This is a genomic window from Planktophila warneckei (SeqCode) (genome assembly GCF_965234675.1).
Lineage (GTDB): Bacteria > Actinomycetota > Actinomycetes > Nanopelagicales > Nanopelagicaceae > Planktophila > Planktophila warneckei.
On record NZ_OZ248350.1, the window covers coordinates 18,382 to 35,631 of the forward strand.

A 17,250-nucleotide genomic window follows, 5' to 3' on the forward strand; every position below is an offset into this window, starting at 1 on the left:
AATCGACTATGACACTAGAACGCCATAAATACGATGTCCTGGTAATTGGTGCCGGTGGCGCTGGATTACGTGCAGCTGTAGAAGCCCGCGAATCAGGATTACGTGTAGCAATTATTTGTAAGTCCCTATTTGGTAAGGCCCACACTGTTATGGCTGAAGGTGGCGCTGCAGCATCGATGGGTAACGTCAACGACAATGACAACTGGATGGTTCACTTCCGCGACACAATGCGCGGTGGAAAGTTCCTTAACCACTTCCGCATGGCGGAGCTTCACGCAAAGGAAGCACCAGATCGCATCTGGGAGCTAGAAGTATGGGGCGCTCTATTTGATCGCACTAAAGAAGGAAAGATTTCACAACGTAACTTCGGTGGACACGAGTATCCACGTCTTGCACACGTTGGTGATCGCACAGGTCTAGAACTTATCCGCACAATGCAGCAGAAGATTGTTCAGTTGCAGCAGAAGGATGGCCGCGAAACCGGCGACATGGAAAGCGGAATCAAGGTTTTCGCGGAGTTAACTATCACCGACATTCTGAAAGAGAATGGAAAGATTTCTGGTGCATATGGTTACTGGCGCGAAACTGGCGAAGAGGTTTTGTTTGAAGCACCTGCAGTTGTAATTGCAACTGGTGGAGTTGGAAAAACTTTCAAGATTACTTCTAACTCATGGGAAGGTACTGGCGACGGACATGCACTTGCATTGAAGGCTGGTGCAAACCTTGTTGACATGGAGTTCTTGCAGTTCCACCCAACAGGAATGGTGTGGCCACCATCTGTTCGCGGAATTTTGGTAACTGAATCTGTTCGTGGTGAAGGTGGAGTTCTAACAAACACCAACGGCGAGCGTTTCATGTTCAAGTACATTCCAGATGTATTTAAAGATAAGTATGCAGACAACGAAGCAGAAGCAGATCGTTGGTATGAAGATCAGGACAACAACCGTCGTCCACCAGAGCTGCTTCCACGTGATGAGGTTGCACGCGCGATCAACAGCGAGGTTAAAGCAGGTCGCGGAACTGAACACGGCGGAGTTTTCTTGGATGTTTCAAAGCGTCTATCTGCTGAAGTTATCAAGAAGCGTCTTCCATCTATGTGGCACCAGTTCTATGAACTTGCTGGCGTAGACATCACTAAGGAGCCAATGGAAGTTGGCCCAACATGTCACTACGTAATGGGTGGCGTGGAAGTAGAGCCAGATACTGCAGCTGCAGTAGGGGTTCCAGGCTTATTTGCCGCAGGTGAAGTCGCAGGCGGAATGCACGGATCAAACCGTCTTGGTGGAAACTCACTAACAGATCTTTTGGTATTTGGCCGTCGCGCAGGAATGGGCGCAGTTGAATATGTAAAGAGCAGTGGTGCAAACCCTGTAAGCGAATCAGCTATTACAGCTGCTGCCGCGAAGATCCAAGCACCATTTGATCGTCAAGGTGGAGAGAATTCATACTCACTTCACGCTGAACTTCAGGAAGTTACACATAACTTGGTCGGAATTATCCGAACAGGTAGCGAGCTAAAGGATGCGATCGCAAAGATTGCAGATATTAGAAAGCGCAGTGCAAATGTCTCTGTAAGTGGTGGACGTAAGTTCAATCCAGGATTCCACTTAGCTTTCGATTTAGACAACATGTTGTTAGTTGCTGAATCAACTGCGAAATCTGCAATTGCTCGAGAAGAGTCTCGCGGTGGTCACACACGCGATGACTTCCCAGGCATGAGCAACAAGTGGCGTCAGGTTAACCACATCTCATCTTTTGATGGCAATCAGGTAAATGTTCGCGAGCAGGTCTTGCCTTCACTACCTAAGGAGCTCTTCGATCTCTTTGATGTACACGAGTTGGAGAAATACATGACACCGGAAGAAATTGCGAAAGGCGGTTCCAACTAATGGCGCGCAATATCAAACTTCGCATTTGGCGTGGAGATTCAACTGATGGCGGCCTTAAAGATGTTGTTGTTGAGGCTAACGAAGGTGAAGTTGTTCTCGATGTAATTCACCGTGTCCAAGCAACACAGATGGGCGATCTTGCAGTTCGTTGGAACTGTAAGGCTGGTAAGTGTGGATCTTGTTCAATGGAGATCAATGGAAAGCCTCGTCTTGCATGTATGACACAAGTTGCTTCATTTGATGAAGAGGAAACAATCACAGTGACACCACTGCGAGCATTCCCAATCATCAAAGACCTTGTTACAGATGTTTCTTTTAACTACAAAAAAGCAATGGAAATCCCTGCTTATGAGCCACCTGCAGAGCTTGCTCCAGGTGAGGCTCGTATGGAGCAGATCGATGTGGAGCGTTCACAAGAGTTCCGTAAGTGCATCGAATGTTTCCTTTGCCAGGATGTTTGCCACGTTGTTCGCGATCACGAAGAGAACAAGAAGTCATTTGCTGGCCCACGTTTCTTGATGCGTATGGCTGAACTTGATTTCCACCCTCTAGATCAGCGCAAGACTCGTAAGCAGGAAGCACAAGAACAACACGGTCTTGGCTTCTGTAACATCACAAAGTGCTGTACTGAAGTGTGCCCAGAGCACATTAAAATTACAGATAACGCTCTTATTCCCATGAAGGAGCGCGTTGCTGATGTTAAGTACGATCCAGTTCGTTGGTTAGGTTCAAAGATTCGTAAGCGCGAGGGCCTATAATTTCTTTATGAAATTATTGGTTCGTTGGGGAGCACTTGCACTGTCTTTTTGGGTTGCCACAGCATTAATTCCTGGAATTGATGTCATGGGTGGTTTCACAACATACCTATGGGTTGCATTGTTGTTTGGTTTACTCAATGCAACGTTGGGAAGCTTGTTAAAGCTACTCACACTTCCAGCCGTGATTCTGACCCTTGGATTATTTCTAGTTGTTGTTAATGCATCAATCTTGATGCTGGTCTCACGATGGAGCGACAAGTTAGAGGTCAATAACTTCTGGTCAGCGATCTTTGCTGCAGTAATTATTTCTCTTGTAACTCGCGCAGTTTCATCAGTTGGCAAGAAAGCACTTCCACTCTGAAATCCCTAGCCTTAGTTTCAGTCGGCGGTATCGCTGGAACTTTGTCACGTTTTTGTTTAGGTGAAATTTTTCCGGATGATCGTCAAGGAACTTTGGCTGCCAATATTGTTGGCGTAGCCCTAGCTTCTGCACTTCTTGTTCTTATGGAACGTCGTGGAGTCACAGAACTACGACTTCTTTTACTTCCCGGATTTTGTGCGGGTTTAACTACATTTTCAGCGGTAACAGCTCAATCCCTTGAACCTCGAGCCGGCGGTATGAGCTTCCTGCTGCAAAATGTGGTCTTTTCGCTGGTTGTTGTAATCATTATTTTGCCACTGGCTAGAAAAGTTATTCCGGTGCGCGCATGAATGTGTTTCTTGTAATTCTTGGCGCAGCTGTAGGAGCCCCACTTCGTTTTGCGGTTGATCAATACATCCGTAAATACACAGCAAAACCATACGGAATCTTTACTGTAAATATCCTCGGTTCATTCTTTTTAGGATTAACTTTCGGAAAATCAGAGCATGTTCATGATCTATTTGCAGTTGGTTTCGCGGGAGCATTCACAACCTGGTCAACATTTATGTTGGATATCTACCTTGCATACGAACTTAAGCGTTACAAAGAGGCAGCAATTAACCTAGTAATGTCACTAGGAATTGGATTACTTGCTGCTTGGTGCGGAATTCAACTAGCGCAGTGAAGCCATCCAGGCTTCAACCTCATCTGGGTGATGAGGAATGTGTTCGCTAAGGTTTAAGCAACCAGTCTCTGTTACAACAACATCATCCTCAATACGGATACCAATTCCACGGTATTCAGCTGGGAATAGTTCATCATCAGGTTGAATGTATAGACCAGGTTCAACCGTTAAACACATTCCAGCTTCCAGAACTCCATCACGGTACTGCTCAGCACGCGCATGCGCGCAATCATGAACATCCATACCTAACATGTGGCTGACGCCGTGCAATGTCCAACGCTTATGCAATCCAAGTGCTGGATCCATAACCTCTTCTAATGACATCTTCAAGATTCCCATATCAATCAGACCTTGTGCCAAAACTGTATGACTCGCTTTATTAATAGCTAAGAACTTTTCGCCAGGTTTGATTGCTGCAATGCCTGCCTTTTGTGCTTCATAAACAAGCATGTACAAAGCACGTTGTGCAGGAGTGAACTTTCCATTAATTGGCAATGTTCTGGTGATATCTGCGGTGTAGTACGAATCAACCTCAACACCTGCATCAAGCAAAAGAAGATCGCCTCTGCGAACAGCACCATCGTTGCGATTCCAGTGCAGCACACATGCATGCGAACCAGAAGCGGCGATTGTGTTGTATCCAAGGTCATTTCCTTCAATACGAGCGCGGCCAAAGAAAGCTGCTTCAACAACTCGTTCTCCGCGTTCAGTAATTACAGCAGCTGGCAGCGCCTGAATTACATCGTTGAACCCACGATGGGTCGCATCAACAGCCTTTTGCATTTCAGCAATTTCATAATCATCTTTAATTAAACGAGCAACTGAAACAAACTCGAGCAGCTCAGCATCACGGGCATGATCTTTTACCAATGAATCAACCATTTCATCATGACCATGAAGTGCCGCAGCCTTACTTCCCTTTAAGAATGCTTCAAGCTCTGAAATTGCACGAACTTCAATACCGTAACGCTCAGATGCCTCTTCAGTTGTGAAGCGGCGACCAACCCACAATTCGCCATTCTTTGCATCTGTGTAGAAAGCAGAGGTATCGCGAGTTGAACGAGGATTGATAAATAAAATTGGTGCATGGCCTGAACCACTTGGTTCCATAACCAAAACTGAATCTGGATTTGCTTCAACACCTTGTACACCTGTGTAGTACGCGAAGGCTGTGTGTGGGCGGTACAAATAATCTGTGTCATTGCTTCGCTGCTTAGCAGCACCACTTGGCAGAACTAAACGCAATCCGGTAAATGCAGCAGACAGCTTCTCGCGTCGACCGATGCAATGAGCAATCACCTCATCTTGATGAATTCCAGTTAAAGGTGTTGGCGCCCAGCCTGTCGACATGAACTCTGCAAATGCTGCAGATGGTGCAACATCGTAAACACGCTTTGCGCCTCTATCTAACGCTTTATCTGAATTTTCCATATAAGTAGCCTACAAGAATTGGTATTGGCAGTACACCTATTACCGAGTAACTTTCATACATGAAGAAGTTTTTTATTGTTGAGCTAACCATTAAACAGGGTGAACGCGCCAACCTACTTAAGTATTTGAATAGCTACGCCGTTGAAGTACGCAAAGAAGATGGTTGCGAATGCCTAGATATATTGGTCGACCCACAATCAAAAAACTTAGTGATCTTGTATGAAATTTGGCGGGATCTTGCATCCCAATTAGCCCACCTTGAAACTAGAGGCTTCGCTGAATGGAAGGCCTTTTCAGACCCGTTAATCGAGGGCTTTAGTGTGAAATCCCTCGAGTCAGGCGAGTAGTCCTCGCCCTAACAAGCCTGTAAACTACCGCTGTACAAGGAGACGTCGCATAGCCCGGTCGAGTGCGCCTCACTGCTAACGAGGTAAGGTGTTAAAGCCTTCAGGAGTTCAAATCTCCTCGTCTCCGCAAGTAAAACCAATCGAGGAGATCTGTTGCCTAACTTCAAAATCGCAATAGTTGGCGCAGGTCCTGCAGGGTATTTCGCTGCACAAGCACTTCAAAACCTTGCTGACGAGAATCGCTCTTTTGAAATCGACATGATCGAACGTCTTCCAACTCCATGGGGATTAGTTCGCAGCGGCGTTGCACCAGATCATCCAAAGATTAAAACCGTTGCAAAGGTTTTTGAAAAGATTGCATCCCACGAAACATTTAGATTGTTCGCAAATGTTGAAGTTGGTAACGATGTAACAGTTGCGCAACTTAAAGAAAAGTATGACGCTGTAATTATTGCTACAGGCTCTTCACTTGGAAAATCACTTGGAATCCCCGGTGAAAACTTGCGCGGATCACTCTCTGCTGCAACTTTTGTACCTTGGTATAACGCGCACCCAGATTTTGTTGGCGTAGATACACCATTTGATGCAGATACAGCGGTCGTAATTGGCGCTGGAAATGTTGCAATGGATGTTGCACGCATGTTGGCACTTGAACCAAGTGAGCTAGACCCAACCGATACAGCAGATCACGCAATTGACGCCTTGAAAAAGAGCAAAATCCGTAAGGTATTTATCAGTGCACGTCGCGGTCCAGAGCATGCAGCGTTCACTTCTCCCGAGTTACGCGAACTTCCAAAACTTGAACATACAAATGTTGTTATGAATAAGGCTGATATTGAAGCTGCAATTGTTCGTGCAGGAGCAGAGCCTGAAAAAGATGTGAAGAGTAATTTAGATGCGATGTTGTTAATTGCAGAAAATCCAAAGACGGAAAATGATCGCACCATGGAGTTTTTGTTCCAACACACTCCAAAAGAGATTCTTGGAACTGATCGTGTTGAAGGAATTGTGTATTCGACCCCAAATGGTGATGTGACTATTAAGTGCGGGCTTGTAATTACCGCTATTGGTTATCAAGCACAGGGTATTGAAGGCGTTCCATATGAAAATGGAAAGGTTGTTAACTCGGACGGTCGAGTAAATGACAATCTTTATGTAGTTGGCTGGGCAAAGCGCGGTCCTTCAGGCGTGATCGGCACCAATAAATCAGATGCAGCAGCGGTTATGGAGCTCTTGGTTTCTGATCTGCAGAGCCCGAAGAACGTTGGCGAAATTTCCGATTTGTTAACGCATCAAGTTGTTGTAACTCAAGATCATTGGCAGAAGATCAATGAAGCAGAAGTTGCTGCTGGCGAAGCAAAGGGTAAACCTCGGGTTAAGAGTGTGGAGCGCACAGAGCTGCTGAAGCACGCAGGGCTTTAACTTTTAACCTCCCTGCAATCATGTCGTAACCATTTAAAAGTGCGATTGAAAATTCGCTCTGATTAGATTCAACCATGAATAAAACCCTCACATCACGCAAAATCTTTAGCTGGGGCGCAATCGCTCTAGCTACATCATTACTAGTTTCACTAGTAACTCCTACCGCGCAAGGAGCGAGCTATTCGCTTCCAAACGCACCGACAAATGTCACCTCTTATCTAGGCGCTAAAGGCGTTGTAGTTAAGTGGACACCAGCTGCAGATGTTGAACCATTTGTAACTGGTTATGTTGTTTCTGCAGGAGCGGGCTCATGCCCAATCTTCGTTCCAGTGTCTAACCACTCTGTTGTAACGATGCCTGTAGTTGAAGGACAACCTGGTGGAACTCCAGTTGTTCAAGCAGTTAATGCATACGGTTTCTCAAAGCCAGCTGCATCAAACAAGAGCTACACAAAGGAACAACTCGCAACTGTTTCATCTTCTGCAAACAAGAACGTTCAGCTACTGCAGCTCAGCGACTTGCACGGTGCAATTGAAACTGGTTCATCATTTGGTACACCACTTCTAATTAGCAACTGGGAAGCAGATCGCAAGGCTTCAGCTGCAACGATTTCACTGTCATCAGGTGACAACATCGGTGCTGCTCCACCAATCTCAACAGAGTTTGAAGAGCTTCCAACAATTGAATCTCTTAACTTGATGAAGCTAGATGTTTCAACATTTGGTAACCACGAGCACGATCGCAACCTTGCACACGTACAAAAGGTTATTGGCGCATCAACATTCCAGTGGGTAGTTTCAAACTACGGCGACGAATCACTTGCTGCACTGAAGTCAGGCGATAAGGCTGCTAAGGCGTACACAATCATTAACCGCGGCGGCGTAAAGGTCGGCGTTGTTGGTGCAAATACACCTGAAACAATCGAGCAGGTATTCCCTGGAAACCTTGATTACAAGGATGCATCAGGTGCAAAGAAGACCATCGAGATTCAGCCAGGCGTTGTTGGAATCAACAAGTCAGTAGCTGATGCTCGCGCAGCAGGTGCTCAGGTTGTTGTTGTTCTAATCCACCAGGGTTGGACTGAGAACTCAGATGGTGTTGCAAAGGGTCTGTACAACAGCCTTGCATCACAGATCAAGGGTGCAGATGTTGTTTACGGCGGCCACAGCCACCAGACATTCTCAACATTGATCAAGGGATCTACTCGTACATCTGCACCAGTTCTTCTTGGTGAAGTTCGCAACGCAGGTGTTGAGTACACACGTTCACAAATCTGTATCAAGAACGGCAAGGTAGTTGGAACATCACTACAACACGTTCTTAAGGCAGCAGCTCCAGCAATCACAACTGGTGTTGTAAGCACAGTGACTACAGCTGATGCTGCAGGTGCAGCACTAGTTAAGAAGTACAAGGATCAGCTATCTGCAAAGCTTGATGTAAAGATCGGTCAAGTATCTGCAGTATTCCCACGTGGTGGATCACCAGCAGTTGAGCGTTCCGGTGAAAACCCAATGGGTGATTACATCGCTGACTTGCTACGCGCTAAGTACAAGACAGACTTTGCATTAACAAATGGTGGCGGTATCCGCGACACATTCCCTGCAAAGACTTATGTACCTGCTGCAACAGGACTTGTTCGTACAGGTTCTGGTCCACTAGATGTAACTCTTGGTGACGCATTCACTGTGTTCCCATTTGGTAACCAGGTTGCAACAACAGTTGTATCTGGTGCAAATCTTTGGAAGGCACTAGAAAACGGTGTTGGCGGTAACTATCCAGCGGATGGTCGCTTCCCACAAGTTTCTGGTTTGAAGTTCACATTCGATTCATCGAAGCCACTTGGAAGCAGAATTGTTACTGTAACCAAGTTGGATGGAACTCCAATTGCTAAGGATGCAACTGAGTACACACTTACAACCCTCGACTACATGATTTACGGTGGCGATGGTTATGTTGATGTGTTCTCACCAGCTAAGGCAAAGGTATTTGGCGCACTACTAGATGTATTTGTAGATGCACTAAAGGCTGATATGGCCGCTGGAAAGGTAACAACTCTTCCTGTCCTTGATGGGCGTGTGAAGAAGGTTAACTAGTTCGTTAAGTAAGCAGGGGGCGCTCGAGCAATCGGGCGCCCTTTGTGCTTTCTATATAAGGATTTATGCGCATTTGGGCGATGATTAAAAAGCAGGTACTATTGCACTTCACAAATAAATAAGCGTGCGTAGCTCAACGGATAGAGCATCTGACTACGGATCAGAAGGTTAGGGGTTCGAATCCCTTCGCGCGCACAAGTTAAGCTCTCGGTGCCTTTCACACCGGGGGCTTTTCTTCTTTTAGTAGGGTAATCACATGACCAAGGTGCTACTAACAGGGTTCGAACCCTTCGGAAAAGCATCTAGCAACCCATCAGGTGAAATTGTTAAGCAAATCAGCGGTGACAACATTATTACCGCAATTTTGCCTGTCGCATATGCGCAATCTGCTGAGCGCTTACTGGCATTAATCGCCGAACATAATCCTGATGTTGTGATTTGTTTGGGGCAGGCAGAAGGCCGCACGCAGATAACCCCTGAAAAAGTTGCAATCAATTTAGATGATGCACGCCTTGCAGATAATGAGGGCGTACTTCGTAACGATGTGAAGATTCTTGAAGATGGTCCCGATGCTTATTTTTCTACTCTTCCGATAAAGGAAATTGTTGAAGAGATTAAAGCTACGGGAGTTCCGGCCTCTGTTTCACTGAGCGCAGGTGCATTTCTGTGTAACCATGTTTTTTATATTGCACAGAATAAGTTTGCCGGCACCAAGGTGCGCAGCGGATTTGTTCATGTTCCATTAATGGATGAGCAAGCAGGGGAGTTCCCTGGATTACCGACTATGCCGTTAGATCAGATGGTTAAAGCGGTTCGAACTATGCTCGAAGTGCTTTAGCAAACTCGCGGAAATCTTCAACAAGTAGATCAATCTCAGTTTGGCCATGTGCCAATGAGATCAACCACTGCTCATCTAATCCTGGAGGAGTGATGATTCCGCGGTTTAGTGCAAACAACCAGTGAGCTTCGGCAATACCAAAATCAGTTGCCTTGTAATCGCGGTAGTTGCGAACAGGCTCTGTAGACCAAGTAACACAACCCTTTACGCCGAAACCAACGGTGTGTGCAGGAAGTTGGTACTCGTCGATGATTGCACTGATGCGATCAAGTGCCTGCTGATTAAGTGCTTCAGCAGCTGCGAGTGCTTCATCTGTACAAATACGATCGATTGCACGCACGCCGGCCATTGCTAACGGATTGCCGTTGAATGTGCCGAAGTGGGCCATCTTTCCATTTGTTACAAAGTCCATGTACTTCTTCTTGCCACCAAAAGCAGCAAGTGGAAGTCCACCACCGATTGATTTAGCAAGGGTAATTAGATCTGGCTGAACTCCTAAGCGAGCAGATGCACCATGCGCACCAGCTGTAAGGCCAGTCTTAACCTCATCAAAGATTAGAACGACGTTGTACTCGTCGCATAGCTCGCGAACGCGCTCTAGGTAACCCTCATCTGGAAGAACAATTGCAAGGTTTTCTAGAACTGGTTCAACGATGTAGCAAGCAATGTTCTTTGCATTCTTTTCAAACATTCTTTCAAGTGCAGGAATGTTGTTGAAAGGAACAACGTAAATATCTCCTGGAACTAAGTTTGAATCAATCGCTGGGATTGGATCTTCAGGATCACCGATCTTGTCTAGCGCTGGCTTACTTGAAACAACAAATGGATCGTAGCTACCGTGGTAACCACCTTCAACCTTAAGAATTCCCATTTTCTCTGTTGCAGATCGTGCAACACGTACTGCGTACATAGTTGATTCAGTTCCGCTATTTGTAAAGCGAACCTGATCAATTCCGAAACGGGTACAGATGCGTTCTGCCGCATCTGTTGAAATCGGTGACGGTGTAACAAAAAGCATTCCTTGTGACAGAGATGCTTCGATCTCTTCAACAACGATTGGGTTTAAGTGACCAGCAAGCATCGCACCAAAGCCCATTGAAAGGTCGAGCAGTTGACGACCATCAACATCGGTCATGTATGCGCCCTTAGCGGACTTGATTGAGATTGGGTATGGATCCCAGTGCTGGAAGCTAGATGTAACGCCTAATGGCAACGCCTTGAATGAACGGCGGCTCTCTTCTGCGCTCTTATCTGTGCCTTTAGTAAATAGTTCCCATTCTTGCTTGAGAATAGCTTCGACCCGCTTGGGATCTACTGGAACTGAAGTTGTAGGGACGAATCTAAATGTTTGCTTGTGGTTCGTTTGTGTCAGCATTTGTAAAACATGTACGGCAAAGGTTTCAGCTTTTGAAACTCGTTTGAGAAGTACTCTCCCGGTTCGTTTTTTAGTTAGTTTTAACTAAGGCCCAATTCTCCCATGCTTTATTTAAAAAGCAACCCCGTAGACTGGGAACATGCGAAAAACCAGGGTATTTATAGCCTTTTTATTGGTTTTTTCACTTATAAATGGTTTTTCTTATGCATCGGACACTATTCCATTGCAATGTATGAATAAAAAAACTTATTCCTTGCGAATTTCGAATGTAATTAAAGGGTGTGAAAAAACTGAGGTTTCTTTAGGCGCTGGAGCAATCCCACATTCTTTAATTCGTCCCAATGCCCTTGATAAACAACTCATGTACAGATTTAAAGCCGCACAAGCGGCTGCCAAGAAAGATGGTCAAAAGATTTACATAGTTTCGGGTTTTAGATCTTTAGAACGACAAAAGGTTTTGTTTGCCCAAGCGGTAAAAAAGTATGGCAGTGAAAAGGTTGCCAGCAAATGGGTTGCACCACCTTTAATTTCTCATCATCCATGGGGAGTTGCGATCGATGTTAATTACCCCAATGAACCTGTAGGTGCAGGCTGGCTTGAAGTTAATGGTTCAAAGTTTGGTTTATGCAGAGTATTTGAGAATGAATGGTGGCATTTTGAACCGGTGATTGCACCTGGTTGGAAATGTCCTGCATTAGTTCCGGATGCTAGATACAGCGTTGATTAACGAAGGAAAAGCGCTCGTAATCTGCGAGAGGTAACAAACAAGCCAGCCGCGATCATCACAGCAAAGTAAGCGATGTGAACCAATACGCCAGAATTAATATCACCAAACCAAAATGCACGAACTAATGCGATTCCATGCCATAACGGCAAAGCCATGATTACCTTTTCTAACCAATCTGGATACACACTGATTGGGTACAAAGAGCCAGAGAAAAGGTTCATCGGTAGAAGAACAACGTTAATGAAGCCCATCTGCTGGTAGGTCTTGAAGAATGAGGTAATCGCCATTCCAAAGGAGGCGAAGCCAAATGCCACAAGTGAGGCAGCGGGAATAGCCAAGATCGCCCAGGCACTAGGAGTTAATCCGAGGGCGGTAACCACGGTTAAGAAGCCGATTGAGTAGACCAAACCACGTAGCAGCGCCCAGGTGATCTCACCAAGTGCAATATCCATAGGTCCAAGAGGCGTAGAAAGCATTGTCTTGTACAGCTTGGATTCATTGAGCTTCCAGAAGACGTTCCAGGTTGAGTCGTAGATAGCACCATTCATCGCACTGGTAGCAAGCAACCCAGGAGCTATAAACATTGTGTAATCAATAGTTGTTGAACCTGTTTTTACATTGCCAATCAAATTTCCCATGCCGTAACCAAAGGCTAATAGGAATAGAACAGGCTCTAAGAAACCGGTAAAGATTGGTACCCAGGTAGATGAGCGGAAGGCTAACCAACCACGTTCTAATAAAACCCAAGGACGACCTGCATACATCGCACTTGAAGGACGGCTCTCTGCAATTTCAACAGCGGTACTCACTTTGCCAGCCTCCTTTCAAATTGGCGCATGGTCAAAGTCAGACCGACAGTTACTAAAGTTGTTAAGAAAATTATGTGTACACAAACGATCAGAGTTGATAAGCCGTAATCAAAGGCGGCTGCGCGACCCAATTCAGTGGCGTGCCACAAAGGCGAGATCCAACCGATTGGTTGTAAAAAGATCGGCATAGATTTCAAGGGAAAGAATGTTCCAGAAAATAGGAACATTGGCATGATTACTAAGCGACCGATGATGTTAAAGAAGTAATCCTCTTTCTCAATCTTTGCGGCAAAGAACATCATGACTGCACCGAATGCGCCACCACCGAAGGTAGCAATAGGAATTAAAAGTGCGCTTACTCCAAAGTTCACAACATCGAAGGCAAGCAAAAGAATGTAATAAACGGTAACGCTAAAGACGGCACGAGAAAGTGCTGCAAGATACACACCGATTGCAATCTGAGTTCCCGTAATTGGTGTTGCATTTTGTGCAAAGAAAAGTTTGCGCCATTTGAAGCCTTCAATTGTTGGGAATACACACTCATCCATCACGCCGGTAATTGCTGAGCTCGCAAGCAAGGCTGGAGCGATAAAGGCGATGTATTTGATGCCGCCAGTACCTGAAGTTCCTGAGTTATTTTGAACTAGTACGCCAATGCCCACACCCACAGAAATCAAGTAAAACAAGGGGTTTCCGATGTCTACAGCGGCGATAATCGCCTTCCACTTAGACATAGAACGCAGACGCGCAGATGTTATATAGAAAGCACCAAAGCGTTGAATCTGCGAGACATTAATTCCTGCGTTCATTCAATCAGTGTTCTTCCAGTTAGACGTAGGAACACATCTTCAAGTGAGCTTCGACGAACAAGAGAAGTTGTTGGATGCAGATTTGCTGCAGCGATACGTTCTAGAAGTTTTTCGCCATCCTCGGTGTACATCAATACACGATCAGGCAAAGTTTCCATACGCTCACACATTTGTGCCAATTGCGGTGCAACCTCTTTATTGCGATCGCTACCAAAGCGAACCTCAAGAACTTCCTTGCTTGAGTACTCCTTGATCAATCCTGATGGTGAACCTTCAGCCATGATCGCGCCTTTGTCCATAACAACAAGACGATCACACAACTGCTCAGCTTCATCCATGAAGTGTGTTGTCAGAACAAGGGTTACACCTTGCTCCTTCAAACGAAATAGGCGATCCCATAAAATATGGCGTGCCTGAGGATCTAAACCAGTAGTTGGTTCATCAAGTAGCAAAATATCTGGTTCGCTAACAAGTCCGCGTGCAATGGTTAAGCGACGCTTCATTCCGCCGCTGAGTGCTTCAACCTTTACATCGCGCTTTTCTTCAAGCTGTGCGAACTCCAGCAACTCTTCGATCTTGCCTTTAATAAACTTCTTGGAAAGTCCAAAGTAGCGACCGTAGATAAACAAGTTTTCGCTAACTGTTAGTTCGCCATCCAGGTTGTCTTGTTGTGGAACAACTCCAAGGTGCGCACGAACTAGAGGACCGAACTTTTCGGGATCCTTATCTAGGATCTCCACTGTTCCCGAGGTGCGAGTAGAGGTAGCGGCCAAGATACGCATCGTCGTTGATTTACCAGCGCCGTTGGGGCCCAATAATCCAAAGGACTCACCCTTAGCGACATCAAAATCAATGCCATCTACAGCGGTGAAATCATCAAATTTCTTGGTCAACCCACGTACAGAAATGAGTGGTTTAGACATTCTTCTATTCTACCTGAGTATTGTTATGCCACGTGCGATTCATAAATGAACCTACCCACGACCTCACCTATGACGATGTTTTCATGGTGCCAAGCCGTTCTGAACTTTCATCTCGAATGGATGTTGATCTTTCATCTATAGATGGAACAGGAACAACAATTCCTTTAGTTGTTGCAAACATGACAGCAATTGCAGGACGACGTATGGCCGAAACAATGGCACGTCGCGGTGGTCTAACTGTTATTCCTCAAGATATTCCACACGCAGTTGTTGATGGAGTTATTAAATGGGTAAAGGAACGTCACCCATTCTTTGATACACCAATTACTTTGTCACCACAATCAACTGTTGCCGATGCGGTTAGCTTGTTACATAAGCGCGCACATGGTGCTGTTGTAGTCGTTGAAAATGGAAAGCCAGTTGGAATCATTACTGAAGATGATTGCAAGAGCGTTGATCGCTTCACCCAACTGAGTCAAGTGATGAGTAAAGATTTAACGACGATGCCAGACACACTTGGCGCTCGAGAAGCATTTGATTTTCTAACTCAGCATCGTCACAAACTGGCACCAGTTGTTTCAAACAATGGTGATCTTGTTGGAATCATGACCCGCTTGGGTGCTCTTCGCGGAACTTTGTACACACCAGCGTTAGATATGAATGGACGTTTACGAATCGCAGCAGCGGTCGGAATCAATGGAGATGTTGCAGCAAAGGCAGCAGCGCTCATTCAATCAGGCGCAGATGTATTAGTTGTAGATACAGCACACGGGCATCAGAAGAAGATGCTTGAAGCACTTGCTGCTATTCGTTCAATTAGCCCAACTGTTCCAATCGTTGCTGGCAATGTTGTTACAGCACAAGGTGCTCACGACTTAGTAAATGCCGGAGCAAATATCATCAAGGTTGGCGTTGGCCCAGGTGCAATGTGCACTACCCGTATGCAAACAGGCGTAGGACGCCCACAATTCTCAGCTGTTTTGGAGTGCGCTGCAGAGACTAAGAAGCTTGGTGCACATGTATGGGCAGATGGCGGAGTACGTCACCCCCGCGATGTTGCGCTCGCACTAGCAGCTGGTGCATCACAGGTAATGATCGGTTCTTGGTTTGCCGGCACATATGAATCTCCTGGAGATCTACAAACAGATGCAAATGGTCGTTTGTACAAGGAATCCTTTGGAATGGCATCTGCTCGCGCAGTTGCTGCACGAACATCTGCAGAGGATGCATTTGATCGCGCTCGCAAGGCGTTGTTCGAAGAAGGCATTTCAACATCTCGTATGTTCCTGAATCCATCACGCCCAGGCGTTGAAGATTTATTGGATGAAATCATCGCCGGTGTTCGTTCCTCATTTACATATGCAGGCGCAAAGAACATTGAAGAGTTTGCAGAGCGTGCAACAGTTGGAGTTCAATCATCTGCAGGGTATGCCGAAGGCCGACCACTTCACTCTTCCTGGGGTAATTAATCATGAAGCGTCTACTAGTTGCATTACTCGTAGCGCTTTCAATGATTCCTGTAGTGCCTGCACAGGCAGCTGATCCACAAGTAACGGTAATGACCCGTAACCTTTACTTAGGTTCCGATGTTGGTGTTGCGATGGATTTGATTCCAAATCTTTCAGCAGCAGCACAGTTCATGTGGGATCAAGTTAAAAAGACTGATTTCAATAAGCGGGCTCCAAAACTTGCCGCCGAAGTAATTGCCAAGAAGCCCGATGTTGTTGGTTTACAGGAAGCAACAATTTGGTTCTGCAAGAAGAATGTATTTAGCAAGCGAACAGAAGTATTTAACTTTACAAAGCAATTCTTATCTGCGACCAAGGCCCAAGGCACCGAATATGTCCTTGCCCAAAAGGATGGGATAACAGCGTTAAACACTGGTTATTCCATTGCAGCGGTTCCCTTTGTAACGATGGTGAATGATCCTGAAACCTTCCAACCATTGTTTGGCCAAGATAAAGCAGCATGTGGCTTTGAAATAGCTGATGCATTAGCAATCCGTGCTGATTTAGCGGACAAGGTTCTTACCGTTGGAAATACAGAGTACGAACAGACCTACACAATCGTTCCAACCATTATGACGATTTATCGTGGTTACACCTGGGCTGATATTCAGATTGGGAATACTCCAGTTCGTTTTGTCACAACCCATCTTGAATCCTTGTGGGACGAGAACAAGGTTCCAAATGCTGCGATTCAGGCACAGCAGTTAATTGCAGATTTGAAGAACACAAAGAATCCAATTGTGGTTATGGGGGATTTCAATAGTGATCCCCGAGATCCACGAATGCCGGCAAATCCAAATCCAGGTGAGCAACCTGTAGCAAGTGATACATGCCCGGCGGGCACAAGTAAGTGCAATGCATATTTATTAATGACTGAAGCAGGGTTTACAGATAGCGGACCAGATCCGTTGCTTCCTGAAAATTACACCTGGGGAATGAATGCTTTGTTAACTGGTCCAGATCCAGTGCGATTAAAGGTTGCTAAGCAACTGGGTAATACCACTGGATATACAGATCGTCTTGATTATGTCTTTGTTAAGAATGGTGTGTCTGTTGCAGCCGTTGGATTAGTTGGTGCAACACCACCAAATAACTTAAATACAGATCATGCTGGAATCGTTGCAACGTTAGCTATTAACTCAACTCTTTCAGAACGAAGCGCAGATCTAACCGAGCATGCACCATTTCCAATTTCATTTTGGCAATGGGTAGGAATTGCGATTGTTGCAGTGATTATTGCGGTGGTTATTCGTAGATATCGCAGGGTAGGCTAGA

At 45.6% G+C, this 17,250-nt stretch carries 17 protein-coding genes and 2 tRNA genes; 14 read left to right on the plus strand and 5 right to left on the minus strand.

Features of this window, described 5'->3' with window-relative positions; genetic code table 11:
- Positions 1–8 precede the first annotated feature (8 nt).
- Genes AC8GFU_RS00105 through AC8GFU_RS00125 form a run of 5 tightly spaced genes read left to right on the plus strand, consistent with a single transcriptional unit; the run spans position 9 to position 3,693 of the window.
- Positions 9–1,889, plus strand: coding sequence for a fumarate reductase/succinate dehydrogenase flavoprotein subunit (locus AC8GFU_RS00105; protein WP_506626489.1), 1,881 nt, complete (start codon positions 9–11; stop codon positions 1,887–1,889).
- Complete coding sequence (locus tag AC8GFU_RS00110; protein WP_506626490.1) at positions 1,889–2,647, plus strand: succinate dehydrogenase/fumarate reductase iron-sulfur subunit; 759 nt, start codon at positions 1,889–1,891, stop codon at positions 2,645–2,647. The genes AC8GFU_RS00105 and AC8GFU_RS00110 overlap by 1 nt, the downstream gene beginning before the upstream one ends.
- Positions 2,648–2,654: 7 nt before the next feature.
- On the plus strand, positions 2,655–3,008 hold the full coding sequence (locus tag AC8GFU_RS00115; protein WP_506626491.1) for a phage holin family protein: 354 nt from the start codon (positions 2,655–2,657) through the stop codon (positions 3,006–3,008).
- A 41-nt stretch (positions 3,009–3,049) separates the two neighbouring features.
- Positions 3,050–3,358, plus strand: a complete 309-nt coding sequence (locus tag AC8GFU_RS00120) for a CrcB family protein (RefSeq protein ID WP_506626492.1) — start codon at positions 3,050–3,052, stop codon at positions 3,356–3,358.
- Complete coding sequence (locus AC8GFU_RS00125; RefSeq protein WP_506626493.1) at positions 3,355–3,693, plus strand: fluoride efflux transporter FluC; 339 nt, start codon at positions 3,355–3,357, stop codon at positions 3,691–3,693. Before AC8GFU_RS00120 ends, AC8GFU_RS00125 begins: the two co-directional genes overlap by 4 nt.
- Here the strand turns inward: AC8GFU_RS00125 and AC8GFU_RS00130 are convergent.
- Positions 3,682–5,124, minus strand: coding sequence for an aminopeptidase P family protein (locus AC8GFU_RS00130; protein WP_506626494.1), 1,443 nt, complete (start codon positions 5,122–5,124; stop codon positions 3,682–3,684). The two genes, AC8GFU_RS00125 and AC8GFU_RS00130, sit on opposite strands and share 12 nt — an antisense overlap.
- Positions 5,125–5,183: 59 nt before the next feature.
- Here AC8GFU_RS00130 and AC8GFU_RS00135 point away from each other — a divergent pair, with 59 nt between their 5' ends.
- From AC8GFU_RS00135 to pcp, 6 genes are all read left to right on the plus strand, one after another.
- On the plus strand, positions 5,184–5,471 hold the full coding sequence (locus tag AC8GFU_RS00135; protein ID WP_506626495.1) for a putative quinol monooxygenase: 288 nt from the start codon (positions 5,184–5,186) through the stop codon (positions 5,469–5,471).
- A 38-nt stretch (positions 5,472–5,509) separates the two neighbouring features.
- Positions 5,510–5,598, plus strand: a tRNA-Ser gene (locus AC8GFU_RS00140).
- 26 nt (positions 5,599–5,624) lie between these two features.
- Positions 5,625–6,893: an FAD-dependent oxidoreductase gene (locus tag AC8GFU_RS00145; protein WP_506626496.1), complete on the plus strand. Its 1,269-nt coding sequence runs from the start codon at positions 5,625–5,627 to the stop codon at positions 6,891–6,893.
- Positions 6,894–6,967: 74 nt separating this feature from the next.
- A complete protein-coding gene (locus tag AC8GFU_RS00150; RefSeq protein ID WP_506626497.1) occupies positions 6,968–8,986 on the plus strand; it encodes a 5'-nucleotidase C-terminal domain-containing protein in 2,019 nt (672 codons plus the stop codon).
- Between the two features lie 122 nt (positions 8,987–9,108).
- A tRNA-Arg gene (locus AC8GFU_RS00155) sits at positions 9,109–9,181 on the plus strand.
- Between the two features lie 61 nt (positions 9,182–9,242).
- Complete coding sequence (pcp, locus tag AC8GFU_RS00160) at positions 9,243–9,824, plus strand: pyroglutamyl-peptidase I (protein WP_506626498.1); 582 nt, start codon at positions 9,243–9,245, stop codon at positions 9,822–9,824.
- On the opposite strand, the gene AC8GFU_RS00165 is transcribed toward pcp, so the two are convergent.
- Entirely contained in the window at positions 9,805–11,199 is a 1,395-nt protein-coding gene (locus tag AC8GFU_RS00165; protein WP_506626499.1) for an aspartate aminotransferase family protein, read from the minus strand. The two genes, pcp and AC8GFU_RS00165, sit on opposite strands and share 20 nt — an antisense overlap.
- Before the next feature lie 139 nt (positions 11,200–11,338).
- Between AC8GFU_RS00165 and AC8GFU_RS00170 the strand changes: the two genes are divergently transcribed.
- The gene (locus tag AC8GFU_RS00170) at positions 11,339–11,926 is read left to right on the plus strand and encodes a D-alanyl-D-alanine carboxypeptidase family protein (protein WP_506626500.1); all 588 of its coding nucleotides are present in this window, start codon (positions 11,339–11,341) and stop codon (positions 11,924–11,926) included.
- On the opposite strand, the gene AC8GFU_RS00175 is transcribed toward AC8GFU_RS00170, so the two are convergent.
- From AC8GFU_RS00175 to AC8GFU_RS00185, 3 genes are read right to left on the minus strand one after another with little or no spacing between them, the layout of a single operon-like run.
- The gene (locus AC8GFU_RS00175; RefSeq protein ID WP_506627182.1) at positions 11,923–12,690 is read right to left on the minus strand and encodes an ABC transporter permease; all 768 of its coding nucleotides are present in this window, start codon (positions 12,688–12,690) and stop codon (positions 11,923–11,925) included. The genes AC8GFU_RS00170 and AC8GFU_RS00175 overlap by 4 nt on opposite strands.
- 41 nt (positions 12,691–12,731) lie before the next feature.
- Positions 12,732–13,544 (minus strand): ABC transporter permease, encoded by an 813-nt coding sequence (locus tag AC8GFU_RS00180; RefSeq protein ID WP_506626501.1) that lies wholly within the window; start codon positions 13,542–13,544, stop codon positions 12,732–12,734.
- Positions 13,541–14,467, minus strand: a complete 927-nt coding sequence (locus AC8GFU_RS00185) for an ABC transporter ATP-binding protein (RefSeq protein ID WP_506626502.1) — start codon at positions 14,465–14,467, stop codon at positions 13,541–13,543. Before AC8GFU_RS00185 ends, AC8GFU_RS00180 begins: the two co-directional genes overlap by 4 nt.
- A gap of 83 nt (positions 14,468–14,550) precedes the next feature.
- Between AC8GFU_RS00185 and AC8GFU_RS00190 the strand changes: the two genes are divergently transcribed.
- Positions 14,551–15,936, plus strand: a complete 1,386-nt coding sequence (locus tag AC8GFU_RS00190; RefSeq protein ID WP_506627183.1) for a GuaB1 family IMP dehydrogenase-related protein — start codon at positions 14,551–14,553, stop codon at positions 15,934–15,936.
- Positions 15,937–15,938: 2 nt separating this feature from the next.
- Positions 15,939–17,249, plus strand: a complete 1,311-nt coding sequence (locus AC8GFU_RS00195; protein WP_506626503.1) for an endonuclease/exonuclease/phosphatase family protein — start codon at positions 15,939–15,941, stop codon at positions 17,247–17,249.
- Position 17,250 lies beyond the last annotated feature (1 nt).

What these genes read in the sequence shown, in the direction of transcription:
- AC8GFU_RS00110 (WP_506626490.1), top strand. Translation starts at nt 1,889, where the DNA reads ATGGCGCGCAATATCAAACTTCGCATTTGGCGTGGAGATTCAACTGAT.
- AC8GFU_RS00105 (WP_506626489.1), top strand. Translation starts at nt 9, where the DNA reads ATGACACTAGAACGCCATAAATACGATGTCCTGGTAATTGGTGCCGGT.
- pcp (WP_506626498.1), top strand. Translation starts at nt 9,243, where the DNA reads ATGACCAAGGTGCTACTAACAGGGTTCGAACCCTTCGGAAAAGCATCT.
- AC8GFU_RS00185 (WP_506626502.1), bottom strand. Translation starts at nt 14,467, where the DNA reads ATGTCTAAACCACTCATTTCTGTACGTGGGTTGACCAAGAAATTTGAT.
- AC8GFU_RS00135 (WP_506626495.1), top strand. Translation starts at nt 5,184, where the DNA reads ATGAAGAAGTTTTTTATTGTTGAGCTAACCATTAAACAGGGTGAACGC.
- AC8GFU_RS00170 (WP_506626500.1), top strand. Translation starts at nt 11,339, where the DNA reads ATGCGAAAAACCAGGGTATTTATAGCCTTTTTATTGGTTTTTTCACTT.
- AC8GFU_RS00190 (WP_506627183.1), top strand. Translation starts at nt 14,551, where the DNA reads ATGGTGCCAAGCCGTTCTGAACTTTCATCTCGAATGGATGTTGATCTT.
- AC8GFU_RS00130 (WP_506626494.1), bottom strand. Translation starts at nt 5,124, where the DNA reads ATGGAAAATTCAGATAAAGCGTTAGATAGAGGCGCAAAGCGTGTTTAC.
- AC8GFU_RS00125 (WP_506626493.1), top strand. Translation starts at nt 3,355, where the DNA reads ATGAATGTGTTTCTTGTAATTCTTGGCGCAGCTGTAGGAGCCCCACTT.
- AC8GFU_RS00150 (WP_506626497.1), top strand. Translation starts at nt 6,968, where the DNA reads ATGAATAAAACCCTCACATCACGCAAAATCTTTAGCTGGGGCGCAATC.
- AC8GFU_RS00180 (WP_506626501.1), bottom strand. Translation starts at nt 13,544, where the DNA reads ATGAACGCAGGAATTAATGTCTCGCAGATTCAACGCTTTGGTGCTTTC.
- AC8GFU_RS00115 (WP_506626491.1), top strand. Translation starts at nt 2,655, where the DNA reads ATGAAATTATTGGTTCGTTGGGGAGCACTTGCACTGTCTTTTTGGGTT.
- AC8GFU_RS00175 (WP_506627182.1), bottom strand. Translation starts at nt 12,690, where the DNA reads ATGTATGCAGGTCGTCCTTGGGTTTTATTAGAACGTGGTTGGTTAGCC.
- AC8GFU_RS00195 (WP_506626503.1), top strand. Translation starts at nt 15,939, where the DNA reads ATGAAGCGTCTACTAGTTGCATTACTCGTAGCGCTTTCAATGATTCCT.
- AC8GFU_RS00165 (WP_506626499.1), bottom strand. Translation starts at nt 11,199, where the DNA reads ATGCTGACACAAACGAACCACAAGCAAACATTTAGATTCGTCCCTACA.